This window comes from Nocardiopsis salina YIM 90010 (assembly GCF_000341025.1).
In the GTDB taxonomy this organism is placed as follows: Bacteria; Actinomycetota; Actinomycetes; order Streptosporangiales; family Streptosporangiaceae; genus Nocardiopsis; species Nocardiopsis salina.
Genome location: NZ_ANBF01000048.1, coordinates 1 through 15493, shown reverse-complemented (window position 1 = coordinate 15493; position 15493 = coordinate 1). Strand labels below are relative to the sequence as shown.

14 protein-coding genes are annotated in these 15493 nt (G+C 69.7%); 6 read left to right on the top strand and 8 right to left on the bottom strand.

From position 1 onward, the window contains the following. From D474_RS27740 to D474_RS0105260, 3 genes are all read left to right on the top strand, one after another. The coding region (locus tag D474_RS27740) for an MFS transporter (protein ID WP_017612548.1) at positions 1 to 1486 on the top strand (1486 nt) is incomplete at its 5' end. Positions 1487 to 1496: 10 nt separating this feature from the next. Then, a complete protein-coding gene (locus D474_RS30355; RefSeq protein WP_017612547.1) occupies positions 1497 to 2255 on the top strand; it encodes a TetR/AcrR family transcriptional regulator in 759 nt (252 codons plus the stop codon). Between the two features lie 296 nt (positions 2256 to 2551). After that, positions 2552 to 2749: a hypothetical protein gene (locus D474_RS0105260; protein ID WP_017612546.1), complete on the top strand. Its 198-nt coding sequence runs from the start codon at positions 2552 to 2554 to the stop codon at positions 2747 to 2749. 84 nt (positions 2750 to 2833) lie between these two features. Here the strand turns inward: D474_RS0105260 and D474_RS0105255 are convergent, their stop codons facing one another. Both D474_RS0105255 and D474_RS0105250 read right to left on the bottom strand, forming a co-directional pair. Continuing rightward, complete coding sequence (locus D474_RS0105255) at positions 2834 to 4279, bottom strand: SPFH domain-containing protein (protein ID WP_026118188.1); 1446 nt, start codon at positions 4277 to 4279, stop codon at positions 2834 to 2836. Further along, on the bottom strand, positions 4280 to 6028 hold the full coding sequence (locus D474_RS0105250) for an SPFH domain-containing protein (protein ID WP_026118187.1): 1749 nt from the start codon (positions 6026 to 6028) through the stop codon (positions 4280 to 4282). Positions 6029 to 6282: 254 nt separating this feature from the next. On the opposite strand from D474_RS0105250, the gene D474_RS0105245 reads away from it, so the two are divergent. Further along, the gene (locus D474_RS0105245) at positions 6283 to 6588 is read left to right on the top strand and encodes a hypothetical protein (protein WP_026118186.1); all 306 of its coding nucleotides are present in this window, start codon (positions 6283 to 6285) and stop codon (positions 6586 to 6588) included. 143 nt (positions 6589 to 6731) lie between these two features. Here D474_RS0105245 and D474_RS0105240 read toward each other — a convergent pair whose 3' ends face one another. From D474_RS0105240 to nrdR, 3 genes are all read right to left on the bottom strand, one after another. Beyond that, positions 6732 to 7160, bottom strand: a complete 429-nt coding sequence (locus D474_RS0105240) for a CBS domain-containing protein (protein ID WP_017612542.1) — start codon at positions 7158 to 7160, stop codon at positions 6732 to 6734. Then, positions 7154 to 10135: a vitamin B12-dependent ribonucleotide reductase gene (locus D474_RS0105235; RefSeq protein ID WP_017612541.1), complete on the bottom strand. Its 2982-nt coding sequence runs from the start codon at positions 10133 to 10135 to the stop codon at positions 7154 to 7156. Before D474_RS0105235 ends, D474_RS0105240 begins: the two co-directional genes overlap by 7 nt. A 156-nt stretch (positions 10136 to 10291) precedes the next feature. Then, positions 10292 to 10774, bottom strand: a complete 483-nt coding sequence (gene nrdR, locus D474_RS0105230; protein WP_026118185.1) for a transcriptional regulator NrdR — start codon at positions 10772 to 10774, stop codon at positions 10292 to 10294. 579 nt (positions 10775 to 11353) lie between these two features. Between nrdR and lexA the strand changes: the two genes are divergently transcribed. Then, a complete protein-coding gene (gene lexA / locus D474_RS0105225; RefSeq protein WP_026118184.1) occupies positions 11354 to 12055 on the top strand; it encodes a transcriptional repressor LexA in 702 nt (233 codons plus the stop codon). Between the two features lie 9 nt (positions 12056 to 12064). Continuing rightward, on the top strand, positions 12065 to 13153 hold the full coding sequence (locus D474_RS0105220; protein ID WP_017612538.1) for an alpha/beta fold hydrolase: 1089 nt from the start codon (positions 12065 to 12067) through the stop codon (positions 13151 to 13153). Between the two features lie 21 nt (positions 13154 to 13174). Here D474_RS0105220 and D474_RS0105215 read toward each other — a convergent pair whose 3' ends face one another. From D474_RS0105215 to D474_RS0105205, 3 genes are all read right to left on the bottom strand, one after another. After that, a complete protein-coding gene (locus tag D474_RS0105215) occupies positions 13175 to 13807 on the bottom strand; it encodes a hypothetical protein (protein WP_017612537.1) in 633 nt (210 codons plus the stop codon). Beyond that, entirely contained in the window at positions 13804 to 14418 is a 615-nt protein-coding gene (locus D474_RS0105210) for a hypothetical protein (protein ID WP_239647002.1), read from the bottom strand. Before D474_RS0105210 ends, D474_RS0105215 begins: the two co-directional genes overlap by 4 nt. 96 nt (positions 14419 to 14514) lie before the next feature. Beyond that, the coding region (locus D474_RS0105205) for a class I tRNA ligase family protein (RefSeq protein ID WP_017612535.1) at positions 14515 to 15493 on the bottom strand (979 nt) is incomplete at its 5' end.

The window sequence follows — 15493 nt, the reverse complement described above, 5'->3', positions numbered from 1 at the left end:
GCAGGTGCTGACGGCGATCCTGCCGGCGACAGCGATGGCGGCGTTGGCCAGCTCCATCGTCGGCCCGGCGATGCCGACCATCGTCGGCGAGCTCGGCCGACTCGACCTGCTGCCCTGGGTGGCGAGCGCGACCCTGCTCACCCTGACCGTGTCCACCCCTCTGTGGGCAACGGCCTCCGACCGCTTCGGGCGCCGCCGCCCCTTCCACGCAGCGATGCTGCTGTTCGTCTCCTCGGCCCTGATCTCCGGGCTGGCCCAGGACATGCCGACACTGATCGCCGCGCGAGCGGTACAGGGAGTGGGAGCCGGCGGGCTCATGGTCCTGTCACAGGTGCTGCTCGCCGACGTTCTTCCTCCCCGCCAGCGCGGCCGGTACCAGGGGCTGTTCGGGGTGGCGATGCTGGTGCCCATGGCCGGCGGGCCGGTCCTCGGCGGGGCGCTGGTGGGCGTGGGCGAGGCCGGCTGGCGTTGGTGCTTCCTGATCAACGTGCCGATCGGCCTCGCCGCCCTCGCACTCAACCGCCGCGCGCTCCCCGCGGACACAGTCACGCCCCGACACGCCCCCTTCGACTGGCTCGGAGCACTCACCATCACCGGCGCGGCCACCGCCACGATGCTGTTGCTGACCCTGTCCGGGTCCGCGTTCGCCTGGGGGTCCGCCTGGAGCTGGGGCCTCGGTGCGGCAGCGATGAGCCTGGCGGCGCTCGCGGTGCACACCCAGCGGCGAGCCGCAGCACCGATCCTGCCACCGTGGCTGTTCACACGGCGCACGATCGCGCTCGGCGTCACCGCCTCGGCACTGATCGGGGCCGGGATGTACGGGGCGATGATCTACCTGCCCCAACACTTGCAGTTCGTGGTCCAGCTCAGCCCCACGGCCTCGGGGCTGATGCTGGTTCCCCTGGTCGTGGGCATGGTGGCCACGCTCACCGCCTCCGGGGTGCTGGCCTCCCGGACCGGACGCTGGAAGCCCTGCGCCCTGCTCGGGATGGCGGTACTGGTGCCGGCGTTCTGGCTGCTCGCCGCGCTCGGCTCCGACCCGGGGCCCGTCCTGATCGTCGTGGGTACCACTCTGGTCGGCTGCGGGCTGGGACTGACGATGCAGCTGCTGCTGCTCGCGGCGCAGAACGAGGTGGACGAACAGGGAACCGCGGCGGTCACGGCAGCGGTGGCCTTCTTCCGCACGTTGGGCGGGGCGTTGGGGGTGTCCCTGCTCGGAACGGTCTTCGCGCACCGCCTCCGGCAGCGGCTGACCTCCGCCGAGGGGGTCGACGTCCCCGAGAGCCTCGCAGCAGACCTTGCGCTCGGCACGCCCGAGCACCTCCGCGCTCTGCCCGCGGACCTGCACCGCGTGGTCGTGGAGGCCCTGACGTCGGGCATGCAGGGCGTCTTCGTCGGGGCAGCCTGCCTGGCCGCGCTGGGTACGGCCGCTGTGCTCGCGATGCGGGCCACCCGGCTGAGGTCGACGGCGGCAACGCATCGCTAACTTGGAGGGTATGACGGTGGGCCAACAGAAGACGCATCAGCAGCGCACCCGGGAACGCCGGGAGGAACGCGCCGAACGGATCCTCGACGTGACCCGGGACCTCGTCCTGCGGTGGGGCTACCGCAAGACCACTTTGAATGACATCGCGCGCCACTCCGACGTCGGCAAGGGCACGCTCTTCCTGCACTGGCGCAACCGCGACGCACTCTTCCTCTCCCTACTGCGGCGCGAGCGCCTGGAGATGCTCACCGAGCTGCGCGAGGCGATATCCCTCGAGCGCGACCGGCTCAACCTGCACGTCTTCGTCCGGATCCTGGTTCGGACGCGAGCCGAACGCCCGCTGCTGGCCGCACTGCTCGTTGGGGACCAGGACACCCTCGGCCGACTCGTGGAGCGCAAGCGCCATGCCGGGGACAGCACAGGCCTCCACCACGAGTTCGCGTCGTACCTCGAGGAGCTGCGCACACGCGGGCTGGTGCGCGGTGATCTGTCCGCAGCAGACCAGCTCTGCGTCTTCACAGCCATCCATTACGGCTTCGCCGCCCTGCCGGGGGTCGCGCCCGAGGACATGGCGCCCTCGGCCGAGCTCACCGCAGAGCTGTGCGCGGAGGCTGTCTCCCGCACCCTGGCCCCGCACGGCTCTGCCGCCACCCCACAGGTCGAGTTCAGCGAGGTCACAGCGGAGTGGCTGGACCGGATGCTCGGCCTCGCCGAAGAGCGTTACCTGGCCTCGCTGGAGGAGCGCACGTCGGACACCGGCGGGAACTGACCTCCCGGAAGCTGCGTGGGCCGGCGGCGGGGACAGTGCTGTTCCATCACACGCGGCGGGGTGGATGGCGGGCGACTGCGGTTTCCTGCGAGCGACGGAGAGCACCCATCGAACAGGCCGTCGTGAAACCACCGCCTTGACCCGGGGGCCGAATTCTTACCCCGTCCTTGACGACCCGCTGTCGTTCTCCAACGCGACTCTCACCTTCGCCCGGTAGGACAGGGAGCGACGAGCCGGGAGAGGACCGAGCCTCTCCCATCCCCCGGCTGAGAAGCCGAACCAGAGGGAGTCTGCACATGCGTGAGTTCATGCTCACCCTGCACCTGCGCATCCACGACGCGATCACCGCCATGCGCCGGGCCCACGCCGTCGGCGACGACGACCTCGCCCTCTCCCAGGCCGGAGAGGTGGAGGACCTCGTCGAGCTCGCCGCCCGCAACGGGATCGACCTCGGCACCTGCTACGACTCCCTCTCACTGGCCCCGACCGGATGACCCTCCTCCCGAACGCCCCCGTGAACGACGAAGGGGGCGGGTCCACCACGGTGGGCCCGCCCCTTCTGTTCTGCCGGCCGGCGGTCAGCTGCGACGGCCCCCGTGGCCCTCGCCCTGCTCGAACTGCCGGCGCATCGCCTCGGCCTGCTGGCGCTGGTACTCCTCCGACATCTGCTGCTGGCGTTCGGCAGCGGCAGCCACCGAACCGCGGGCGGCCTCGAAGGACTCCGAACCATCGCCCGGACCGGAACCCAGCGACGAACGCGGCGCGCCGTCCATCACTCGCGGCAGCAGCTGCGCGGTGAGGAGCGTCGACAGGGTCGAACCGTCCCCGGAGCCCGGCTCGGTCTGCACCACGACCGGGCGCGGGGCGCTTCCGGCCAGCGACGACCCCACGTCCAGGCGGCGCCGTGCCAGTTCGTACTCCAGCACCGCACGGTTGTCGCGGTAAGCGGTGGCCAGGCGTTGCTGCGCCTTGGCCTCGTTCTCCGCGGACGCCAGGTCGGCGCGGCCCTTGGTCTCGATCTCGTAGCGCACCCGCTGAGCCTCGGTCTCCTGCTCCTGGAGCATCTGCGCGACATCCTTGCGCGCCTTGTTCAGCGAAGCGTTGACCTCGACGATCTTGGCGTCCCGGGTCTTCTTGGACCGCTCGATGTCCATGAGCAGGGTGTCGATGCGGCGCTTGCGGGTCAGCTCCCACTCCTGCTCGTAGGCGATCAGCTCCTTGGCGACCCGCTCCCGGGTGGCCAGGTGCTGCTGGTACTGGTTGGGCAGCTGCACGTCGGGGATGTTGCAGCCGGTGATGGTCACGCCGTACTTCTCCAGCTGGCTGTTGAGCAGGCGCCGCATGTCCTCCACGTTCGAACCGCGCAGATCGTGGGCGGACTCGGTGTTGACCTGCCGGCTGCGCTGGCGGATCGCGTCCTGCACGGCGCTGGAGAGAACCAGGTCGAAGTTGCTCGCACCGATGATCTTCACGAACCGGATCGGGTCGATGATGCGGAACTTCAGGAAGAACTCGATCGACTTCAGCGGCACGTTCTCCCGCGTCGGGCAGGCCAGCACCGGCGCGGTGTAAGGGATCTCGGTGCGGGTGTCGACCACGAAGTCGACCCGCGCCCAGGGGTGCCACAAGTAGTGGCGACCGGGTTCGATCGCCCGCACGACGGCACCGTACTTGGTGAGGACCCCGTGGGTGCCTTCCTCGATCTCGACGATGGAACCGCGCCACCACCACAGCCCGGCCACGACGATCGCGAGCAGGCCCGCCAGCATCGTCGGCACGGCCAGGAGCGCGAAGAGCGTACTGCCGTTGACGGCGACGTCGATCGCCATCATCAGCGCGGACAGGAGCGCGAACAGTCCGAACCAGACCAGAACCATCCAACGCAGGCCGCGATTGTCGCGCGGTATCACCACGGGCACGATCGCGCCTTCGTCACCGCCGCGCAGCAACCCGGCCAGATCGCTCCACGAGGCCACGGACTCCTTGATGGTGGAGCCACTACCGCTGTTCATGGGCCGGCTCATCTACTGACCTCCCTGGTTCGTGTCGGGCGCCTGCCCACCGTGCTCCCACGGCGGCCGCGGGGCGTCGCCGGTCCCGCCGGCCTCCCCCTCCGCGGTGGCTCCGTCGTCGCCCTCGGCCTCCTGGCTGATGCGCTCGTCCAGCGCCTCATCGGAGACCGACTGGCGGATCTCCTCCACGAGGCTCTCGTCGGCCTCCTCGCCGCCGTGCTGCGGGTCCTCGGCGTCCTCGACGAGCGCGTTGATCTCCTGCTCGCGGTCGGAGATGCGGTCACGGATCTCTGCCAGGCGACCGCGGATGTCGGCCATGTCCTCCTCGGAGAAGAGCGCGGAGTCGGTCTGGCCGATGATCTCCTGTGCGATGCGCAGGTAGTCGACGCTGGCCTCGTCGCCGGAACCGATCCGCAGCACCTGCGGCAGGCTGTCGGCGACCGCCTCCAGCTTGTCGAGCAGGTCCTCGCGGAAGCGGTAGTTGAGGATCTCGGGCGCCTCGGCAGCGCTGACCGCCCGGATGTCCAGCGCCTGGGCCTGCAGGAGTGCGGCGTTGGCGTTGGCCTCGGACTCGGCCTCGACGAACCGCTGGCGGGCCAGGGCGTTGGCGCGGTTGGTCTCACGCTCCAGGGCGGTGTCCATCTGCGCCTGGTACTGGGCGATGTCGGCCTGGATCGCCGACAGCGTCTCGTTGAGCGTGGCCAGTTCCTTGTTGAGGTCGCCCTCGTTCTGCTCCTTCCGGAGCTGGAGCTCGTACTCGAACGTGTAGGCGTCCTTGGCCACCCGGACCATCTCCGGGGCGGCCAGGTCCATGCGGTACTCCTGACTGGAGGGCTCGGCATGGGTGATGTTCGCACTGGTCAGCACGACGATGCCGCTGAACTGGCGGTTGAGCGACTCCACGAGAGCATGGGTGCTCTCACCGACCATGTCGTAGATCGCCGATGCCTCCTGCTCGTAGATGAGGCTCCGGGTCGTCTCGCTGATGGCGTTGTTGAGCTTCTCCTGGAAACCGTGCACGCCGCCCAGCGTGTACACGAAGTCCGTGGCGTTCTCGATGCGGAACTGCACGAACAGGTCGATGGAGGCCTGCACACCGCTCTTGGTGGGTGCCTCGCGGATCGGCGCATTGAAGGGATACTCGCGCGCGGTGTTGACGATGTAGGAGACCCGCTTCCACGGGTTGAACAGGGTGACCCGGCCGGGCGCGAAGTTGTTCTCCCGCTTCCCGAAGCGGGTGACGATGGCCTCGCAGCCCTCGGGAACCATCACCATGCCCTGGCGCCACCACATGAAGGCGGCCACGGCGACGGTGATGATCCAGTAGTGGATCCCGAAGAACGGGTTGAGCAGCGGGTTCGCCTGCCCCACGAGGGCCTGGGGGACGACCACGGTGAGCAGGCCGACCACACCGACGGCCACCAGGAGCAGGGCCGGGAGCATGGTCACGAGCGTGCGCCCGCGCGGGATGACCATCGGGCACAGGACGTGCACGGGGCCTTCGGAGCCGCGCTCGTAGCTGCTGCTGTTGATCGCCTCACCGGCGTTGTTGAGCGACGTGGTCTTCTGCTCGATCCGGGTGCCCACGGAGGCACCCTGTTCGCGAGCGGCCACGAAGTCACGGGGGTCGAGGCCGTCCTCTCCGGGCGGGCCTCCTTCCTGACCCGCGGCCTGCTGGGCCGCCTGGGTCGCGGCCTCGCGCGGGTCATCACCCTGGGCTACCGCGCTCGCCGCTCCGCGCACTGTCTGCGCAAAGGACATGGACACTCCTCGTTGCGGAGATGGGGAACTGTCGGTTCCGACGCGCCGTTCACCCGTTCGGTTCCAGGTCAGCACGCATCGTATGGCCGGAATCAGGGAACCGGTCCCCTCCCACCTTGGTACACGGTCGACCGGAAACCCAGTGTTGTTGCACGGGTGTGACCGGCGGGCCCGCCTGCGGCCCCTCGATCGGTGCCGATACCGTCGACCGGAGACGGCCGCACCGGTCGTGCCCCGGCCACGAGGAGACCACCATGCCCGCAGTACCCAGCGCCGCTCTGACCACCGCAGGCCTGATCGGCGGTTACTCGACAGCCCGTGCCACAGGCTACCGCCCGCTCGGCGGGGCGGTGCTCGCGGCGTTCGGCGCTGCCGCCTTCGAGGCGACCCGGCGGCGTTCCGGGGTGGGGGCGGCTGTCGCAGTCACCAGTACCTACGTGGCGGCGTTCGGGCTCTCCCACCCGTTGGCCCGGAAGATCGGCTCGTGGCCGGCGGTGCTGAGCGTGACCGCGGCGACCGCAGCAGTGGCCGTGCGCGCAGGTGACCGCGACGGTTCCTGAGCCCTGCGGGCCGGGTCGCGGCGAGGCTGCGTGGGTCGTTGCCCCTCCGACGCCGGCCACGACCAGGAGCTGCCCGGGTACGCCCTGCTCGAGAAGGCGGCGGCCGGGACCGAGGGTGCCCCGGCCTCTTGTCGGGAGCGGGGTCAGGAACCCTGGATGTAGGCCTCGAGCTGGGCCCGGTCCTCCTCCAGGACCCGGAGCCGGCTCTTGACCACGTCGCCGATGCTCACCAGGCCGGCCAGACGCCCCCGCGACAGCACCGGGACATGGCGGAAGCGGTGCCGGGTCATGGCCTCGCTGACGGACTCGACGGTGTCGTCGGGTGTGCAGGTGTGGACGTCGGCGGTCATGATGTCGGCGACGGGGGCGGAGATCAGATCGGCGCCGTGCCGTTCGAGACCCCGCACGACATCGCGCTCGGAGACGATACCGATGAGGGCCTCGTCCCGGGCGACGGCCACGGCGCCGATCCTGTTACGGGTGAGTTCGGTGAGCAGTTCGGCCACGGTGGTCTCAGGTGCAACACTCACCACCTCCGTGCCCTTGGCCCGGAGGATCGCTGCGATCAGCATGGGAGCCCCTTCCACTGGCGGCGTTCAGGTGCGGAAGGGGTACCCGCCCCGGGCATCGGCAACCACAGGTGTGGACCACCGGGCCCGGGTGCAGACACACACTGCAGACACGGACAGGGGGACCGGCCTCGGACCGGTCCCCCTGGTGCGCGGTGGGCGNTGCAGCCGCTGGTGGCGCCGCAGCCCTCGCAGGCGTAGCAGCTACCGGACGGCCGCATCTTGGTCCCGCAGGTGATGCACAGCGGGGCGTCGGCCATGAAGCCCTGGGACGAACCCACACCGGCGCTCGGCTTCGGGCGCTCCTCCTCGGTGCTCTCCTCGGCGCCGTCCTCCGACACCGACGACTCCTGCGACGGCGCGGCCGACTGGGCGTAGGACTCCACCTGCGCCTGCATCTGGGCCGGGTCCTCGCCGTTGAGCTGGGCCTGGCGCTCGGCGGCCGAGAGCACGCCCAGCGCGGCGCGCTCCTCGTAGGGCAGGTGGTCCAGGGCCAGGCGGCGGAAGATGTAGTCCACCACCGACTGGGCCATCCGGATGTCCGGGTCGTCGGTCATGCCGGCCGGGTCGAACCGCATGTTCGTGAACTTCTCCACGTAGGTCTCCAGCGGGACCCCGTACTGGAGCGCGATGGAGATGGCGATGGAGAAGGCGTCCATGACCCCGGCCAGGGTCGAGCCCTGCTTGCCGAGCTTGAGGAACACCTCGCCCAGTCCGTCGTCCGGGTAGGAGCCGGCGGTGATGTAGCCCTCGGCACCGCCCACGGAGAACGACGTGGTCTCGCTCGGACGCTTCTTCGGCAGGCGGCGGCGCACCGGGCGCGGGACCTCCACGACCTGCGGCTCGTCCTCCTCCTTCTCCTCGCTCTTGGCGGTGGAGAGCGGCTGGCCGACCTTGCAGTTGTCGCGGTAGACGGCGAGCGCCTTCAGGCCCAGCTTCCAACCCTGGAAGTAGATGTGCTCGAAGTCGGCGACCGTGGCCTCCTCCGGGACGTTGACCGTCTTGGAGATGGCACCGGACAGGAACGGCTGCGTCGCGGCCATCATGCGCACGTGGCCCATGGGCTGGATGTAGCGCTTGCCCATCGCGCAGTCGAAGACCTCGTAGTGCTCCGGACGCAGGCCGGGGGCGTCGACGACGTGGCCGTACTCGGACACGTACTCGACGATCGCCTCGATCTGCTCGTTCTGGTACCCGAGGTTCGTGAGCGCGCGCGGGATCGCCTGGTTGACGATCTGCATGGAACCGCCGCCGACCAGCTTCTTGAACTTGACCAGCGAGAAGTCCGGCTCGATACCGGTCGTGTCGCAGTCCATCATGAAGCCGATGGTGCCGGTGGGCGCGAGCAGCGAGGCCTGGGCGTTGCGCCAACCGTTGCGCTCGCCCACCTTCAGGCAGTCCGCCCACTCGCGGGTGGCCGCGGCGTGGATCGGGCGCTCCAGGGTTCCGACCGTGGCGAGGTCGTCGTTGGCGGCGGCGTGCTTGCGCATGACCCGCTTGTGGGCCTGCTCGTTGCGCTTGTAGCCGTCATAGGTGCCGACGACGCCGGCGATCTCGGCGCTGCGCCGGTAGGCGGTGCCGGTCATCAGCGAGGTGATGGAGCCGGCGACCGCGCGGCCCCCGTCGGAGTCGTAGGCGTGGCCGGTCGCCATGAGCAGGGCGCCGAGGTTGGCGTAACCGATGCCAAGCTGGCGGTAGGCACGGGTGGTCTCGCCGATCCTCTGAGTGGGGAAGTCGGCGAAGGTGATGGAGATGTCCATCGCCGTGATGACCAGCTCGGTGAGCTTGGTGAAGGCCTCGACGTCGAAGGTGTCGTCCTCGCGCAGGAACTTCAGCAGGTTGATCGAGGCGAGGTTGCAGGAGGAGTCGTCCAGCGACATGTACTCCGAACACGGGTTGGACGCGGAAATGCGGCCCGTCTCGGGGTTGGTGTGCCAGTCCTGAATGGTGCCGTCGTACTGGACTCCGGGATCGGCGCACTCCCAGGCGGCGTGGGCCATCCGGTTGAACAGGTGCTTGGCGTCGACGGTGGCCACGACGTCGCCCGAGGTGCGCGAGGTCAGGCCGAACTCCGATCCGGTCTCGACCGCGCGCATGAACGCGTCGGAGACCCGCACCGAGTTGTTCGCGTTCTGGTACTGGACGCTGAACATGTCGGAGCCGCCCAGGTCGACGTCGAACCCGGAGTCGCGCAGGGCACGGATCTTGTGCTCCTCACGGGACTTGGTCTCGACGAACTCCTCGACGTCGGGGTGGTCGACGTCGAGCACGACCATCTTCGCGGCCCGGCGGGTGGCGCCGCCCGACTTGATGGTGCCTGCGGAGGCGTCGGCGCCGCGCATGAAGGAGACGGGGCCGGAAGCAGTGCCGCCGGAGGAGAGCAGCTCGTGGCTGGAGCGGATGCGGGACAGGTTCACACCTGCGCCGGAACCGCCCTTGAAGATGATGCCCTCTTCCTTGTACCAGTCGAGGATCGACTCCATGGTGTCGTCCACCGACAGGATGAAGCACGCGCTGACCTGCTGCGCGGACGTGGTCCCGACGTTGAACCACACGGGGGAGTTGAAGCTGAAGAACTGGTTGGCGAGGGCGTACTTCAGCTCGTGGTCGAAGATCTCCGCGTCCTCGTCGGAGGCGAAGTACCCGTGCTCGCGGCCGGTCTCGGTGTAGACGCCGACGACGCGGTCGATGAGCTGCTTGAGGCTCCACTCCCGCTCGGGGGTGCCCAGGGCGCCGCGGAAGTACTTGCTGGCCACGATCTGGGTGGCGTTCATCGTCCAGGAGGCGGGGAACTCCACGCCGCGCTGTTCGAAGTTGACCGTGCCGTCACGCCAGTTGGTCATGACGACGTCGCGGCGCTCCCATTCGAGGGAGTCGTAGGGGTGGACCCCCTCGGTGGTGAAGACCCGCTTGATCTTCAGGCCCTTGCGTCCCCCCTTGCCCTTGCGTCCCGTCGGTCCGCTGGTGGTTTCCGTCATTGCGGAGTCTCCCCGGAGTACTTCGTGGGCACGGTCGTTGTTGCCGTGCGGCGTCCATGGTTTCGGGGACGGGTCGGCACGGCCGCTCCTGTACCGTGCCCCCTCCCCGGAGGGTCTTGTGCCTTCCGGACCGTCTCGGGAACGGCCCGGGACGCGCTACCCGGTGGTGCTGTCGCCGGACGCGGAGCCGACCTCACGGTCCGCGCGGAGGCTGGCGATCTCTGACTCGAAGTCGGCGAGGCTCTCGAAACCGCGGTATACGCTGGCGAAATGGAGGTAGGCCACCTCGTCCAGGTCGCGCATCGGGACCAGGATCGCCAACCCGATCTCGTGGGCCGGCACCTCGGCCAACCCGCGGCCGCGGATCTCCTCCTCGACCTGCTGGCCGAGCTGGGCCAGGGCGTCCTCGGACACGGGCCGTCCCTGACAGGCGCGCCGCACCCCGGCGATGATCTTGGTGCGGCTGAAGGGTTCGGTGACCCCCGAGCGCTTGGCGACCATGAGCAGGACGTTCTCCTGCGTGGTGAACCGGCGCTCGCACACGGGACAGGTGCGGCGACGACGGATGGCGGCTCCTTCGTCGGCGGACCTGCTGTCGATCACCCGAGTGTCCGGATGGCGGCAGAACGGACAATGCACCCCGATACACCTGCTTCCCACACCCGGAACAACGCCCTTGGCTCCACTAAACCACAACTTCTGGGCCCGTGGCCACCAAGGCCACCCCAGATGTTGTGGTCGAACTTAGACCTCACCGGACGCTCCCGCAACCCTGGCCGCAGCGTGTTCTGCGCACGGGGGCACGACGGCCCACAGGGCAGCATCTGAACTGGGAGAACGGGGGGTTTCGGTCGAACATCGGGGGCGATCCGGCACCGACCTCCAAGGATAACGTCGGCACCCTCGGACGCCCGCCCGGACCGGCGTCGCGCGGCGCGCCGGAACCCCCGCCCAGCAGGGAGTCCGGGCAGTCCGCAGACGCCTGGAGACACCGCCCACACCGATCGGGACGCCTGCTCACAACACATACTGGGCGCGAGTTCTTCCTGCGTTCGCACCACCCGCGCACGCACGAACCGGTAGACACGTGTACATGAGCGAACACCCTCCGACGAATGCCGAGGCCACCGCCCCGTAGCCCGTCGAACGCTTGTTTGAAATCACCGTGCGCAACGATTAATGTTGGAACGATCCGACCCAAGTCGAGGAGGCCCGGCCGTGCCGGAGGAAATTCCCACAGCCGTGGACAGCAGCAGCGAGCTCGCGCCCCTGGACGGGGGCGCCGGCGCCGAGGCCCAGGGTCCCAGGCTGACCGCCCGCCAACAGGCCGTCCTGAACTGCATCCAGCGCTACGTGCGCGACCGGGGGTTTCCCCCCTCCATCCGGGAGATCGGCGAGGCCGTCGGGCTCTCCAGCCCCTCCAGCGTGGCGCATCAGCTCAAGGCGCTCCAGAACAAGGGATACCTCCACCGTGACCAGAACCGGCCACGCGCGGTCGAGGTGCGGCGCCGCGACGAACTCCCGTCCCAGCCCCAGGAGGAGGACCGGGTGACCGTACCTCTCGTGGGCCGTATCGCCGCCGGCGGTCCGATCCTCGCCGAGGAGTCGGTCGAGGACGTGCTGTCTTTGCCCCGCCAGCTCGTGGGCGAGGGGCGTCTGTTCATGCTCACCGTGGTCGGCGACTCCATGACCGACGCCGCGATCACCGACGGTGACATGGTCGTGGTGCGCCAGCAGGCCGACGCCGAGAACGGCGACATCGTGGCGGCCCTCCTCGACGAGGAGGCCACCGTCAAGGTCCTGAACCGCGGCTACGACGGGCACGTGTGGCTCATGCCGCGCAACAGCGCCTACTCCCCCATCAACGGCGACGAGGCCACGGTGCTCGGCAAGGTGGTCACGGTCATGCGCCGGGTGTGAGGCGATAGCGTGGGACCCGTGTCCACACCTGAGCCCTCTCTGTCCTGGTTCGTCGGCGGGGCCGCGCTGCTCCTGCTGACCACCGCGTGCGCGCCGGCCGAGACCGCAGCCGACGAGCCTCCCAGTGACACCGGCAGCCAGCGCGAAGTGCAGTTCACCGTCGGCGAGGACGAGGTGCACGGAACCTTCTCACTGCCGGAGGAGGGTGCCGACGGTGTTCCGGGTGCACTCGTCATCTCCGGGAGCGGCCCCACCGACCGCGACGGCAACAGCGAGATGCGTCCCGACGCCGACACCAACCTCAACTTCGCGCACGCGCTGGCCGATGCCGGTGTGGCGACCCTGCGCTACGACAAGCTCGGCAGCGGGGAGACCGGGACCGGCGACCGCGACCCCGACGACCCGGTGGAACCGGAGATCTTCGACGAGCAGGCCGCGGCCGCATACGAGCACCTGCTGGAGCAGCCGGAGGTCGACGCCGAACGCACCCTGGTTCTCGGGCACAGCGAGGGCGCGCTGTACGCTCTGCGAATGCACGAGCTGGTGCCCGGGTCCTCCCCCGCCGTGGTGCTGGCTGCGCCGCCCGGGGAGCGGTACCTGGACGTGGTCGACAGACAGCTGACCGAGCAGGTGCGCACGATGGAGGCCATGGGCGGTCTCGACGAGGTCGATGCGCAGACGGTGCTGTCCGACGCGCGTGCGGCCCGTGCGGCGGTGCGTGCGGACCGGCCGATGCCCGAGGAAATGGACCCGGCTCTGGGCGGCCTCTACGGGGTGGGGAACCGGGACACCCTGGCCTTCCTGGACGAGCTGGTGCCCGCGGAGCTGGCGGCCGGTCTGCCGGAGGCCACGGAATCCCTGGTGCTGTGGGGTGAACAGGACGCGCAGATCTCCCGGGAGGAGATCGACGAGCTCATGACCGGCTTCGAGGACGCCCCAGGCCGGGCCGGCGGCGCCGAGCGCGTGAACCTTCCCGGCACCGACCACGTCTTCCGCGAGCAGGCCGGCGACGACACGATGCCCGCCGTCGACGAGGACCGCCCCTTCTCTCCCGATGTGGCCCCCGCCCTGGAGTCCTTCGTCGAGCGCGCCTGGTGACAGGGCCCCTCGAGGGACGGATCAGAGGGCGTCGACGAAGGCCTCGGCGAGGTCCTCTGCGGATCCCTGGATCTCCTGCTCGTCGGCCGAGCGCAGCGCCTCGTAGTCCGCAGCGGCGCTGTAACAGGTCTCCAGGTACAGGTTGGACACCCGCGTGCCCACACATCCGATCGTGAAGGGTCCGTCGTCGGTCCACGCGAGCGCCTCGTCACCGAGGTCGGGAACCTCCCGGGTCTCGCGGCCCGAGGAGGTCTCCCGCAACGTGCTCGCGGCGGTCTCGGGGCCGCTCGGCTCTGGCGCAGCCACAGCGACGGCAGAAGCGAACGCGGGCACCGCCACCGCGGGACCCTCGGGGGTCGCCCACCGGCACTGCCACCCGGAGCCGAAGGCGTCGTCCGCCCCGCCGAGCGGTTCCTCCGTCTCGAGAGTGTGAGAGGGGACCAGATCCTCCAACACCCTGTTGTCCAGGTCCGCGCACTCGGGCGCGGCCTCGAAGTCACCGGCCTCGGCGGAATCCCGGTTCAGCACGTACCAGCCGGTCAGCGCGACAGCCACGAGTACGGCAAGGGAACCGGCGACCACCCCGGCCACCGCGCACCCGCGGCTCTGGGGCTGGGTATCGGGGACGACGGGTCCGGCGTGAGGGTCGCTCACAGGGACTCCCCCATCCCGGCGGCCAGTTCCACGACCTCGTCCCGGCCCTCGTCGGGGCTGTCGTCGGAGTAGCCGGCGTAGGAGATCCGGACGAGCAGATTGTCGACGTGGTGGGCGAGTTCGACGGTCCCGGGCACCTGTCCCGACCACACGTGGGCCTCGCCGCGGGGCAATTCGACCTCCTCGCCGTTCTCGGGCACGGACGCTCCGTGCGTCTCGGCCGTGCGTTCTTCCCCGGTGACGAGGGGGTCCTCGGAAGGGTCGGTGAAGCGCGCGGACAACCCCACCCGGAGCGTCCCTCCGTCACCGTCGCCGTGGGTCGTCCAGGCGCAGGCGGTGTGTTCGCCCCCGTGCAGCGGCCCGGTCGTGTCGGTATCGTGCACCGCCTCGCCCAGGAGCGCCTCGACCTGGTCGGCGGGGACCAGGTCGCAGCCGGGGGCGGCCGCGTGCACATCGTCCGGGTAGGGCTCGTCGGGGGTTCCGCTCGCGGCCCAGAGGCCGATACCGACGGCCAGCGCCGACACCACGGCTGCCCCACCCCCGATGACACTCCAACGTCCGCGGGGCGTGCGCAGCGCTGCGGCCCAGTCCTTCGTCCCGGTTGCCGGCAACCGGTCACCGCCTCCCTCTCGGTCGCCTGGCGGCCGACCACAAGGGCCGCGCGCGGGAAGGGGCTCCCGCGCGCGGCTTTCATCGGTCTCTCGGGGTCAGCCGACGACGATGTTCACCAGCTTCGGTGCGCGCACGACCACCTTGCGGATCTGCTTGTCACCGATGAACTTCTGCGCCTTCTCCGACTCCAGCGCCAGCTTCTCCAGCTCCCCGGCGTCGATGTCGGGCGACACGTCCAGCTTGTCACGGACCTTGCTCTGGACCTGGACGACACAGGTGACCGACTCCTGCACCAGCAGGGCCGGGTCCACGACGGGCCAGTTGCCGATGGCGACGCTGCCCACGTGGCCCATGCTCTCCCAGCCCTCCTCGCCGACGTAGGGCGCGAAGAGCGACAAGGCCACGGCGATGAACTCGGCGGCCTCGCGCACCGCCGGATCGCCGGCGCCGGGACCGGAGTCGATGGCCTTGCGGGCGGCCGAGACCAGCTCCATGCACCGGGCGATGGCGACGTTGAAGCGCCGCTCCTCCACGAGGCCGCTGATCTGGTCGATGGTGCGGTGGGTGACCCGGCGCAGGTCGGTGTCGCCCGCGGAGAATTCCACACCAGGGGCCGTGCCCTGCCCGGCTTCGACCATGACCTTGAAGGCACGGTTGAGGAACTTCTGCGCGGCCAGAACGGAAACGTCCGCCCAGTCGACGTCGTCCTCGGGCGGGCTGGCGAAGAGCATGGTCAGGCGGACCGCGTCGACCCCGTAGGTGTCGATCTGCTCGCCCAGATCGACACCGTTGCCGAGCGACTTGGACATCGCACGCCCCTGGTTGATGACCTGGCCCTGGTTGGTGAGGCGGGCGAAGGGCTCGGTGAAGTCGAGCATGCCCATGTCGTGCAGGACCTTGGTGAAGAAACGCGCGTACAGCAGATGGAGCGTCGCGTGCTCCTTGCCGCCGATGTAGTGGTCCACCGGGCCCCACTTGTTGACGGCCTCGCTGTCGAAGGGCGCGGTGTCCAGCCGCGGGGAGCAGTAGCGCCACGGGTACCAGGACGAGTCCACGAAGGTGTCCATGGTGTCG

Coding starts and splice junctions, on each gene's coding strand:
- D474_RS0105255 (WP_026118188.1), bottom strand. CDS start 4,279: ATGAGCCGGCCCATGAACAGCGGTAGTGGCTCCACCATCAAGGAGTCC.
- D474_RS0105260 (WP_017612546.1), top strand. CDS start 2,552: ATGCGTGAGTTCATGCTCACCCTGCACCTGCGCATCCACGACGCGATC.
- D474_RS0105240 (WP_017612542.1), bottom strand. CDS start 7,160: ATGCTGATCGCAGCGATCCTCCGGGCCAAGGGCACGGAGGTGGTGAGT.
- D474_RS0105245 (WP_026118186.1), top strand. CDS start 6,283: ATGCCCGCAGTACCCAGCGCCGCTCTGACCACCGCAGGCCTGATCGGC.
- D474_RS0105250 (WP_026118187.1), bottom strand. CDS start 6,028: ATGTCCTTTGCGCAGACAGTGCGCGGAGCGGCGAGCGCGGTAGCCCAG.
- D474_RS30355 (WP_017612547.1), top strand. CDS start 1,497: ATGACGGTGGGCCAACAGAAGACGCATCAGCAGCGCACCCGGGAACGC.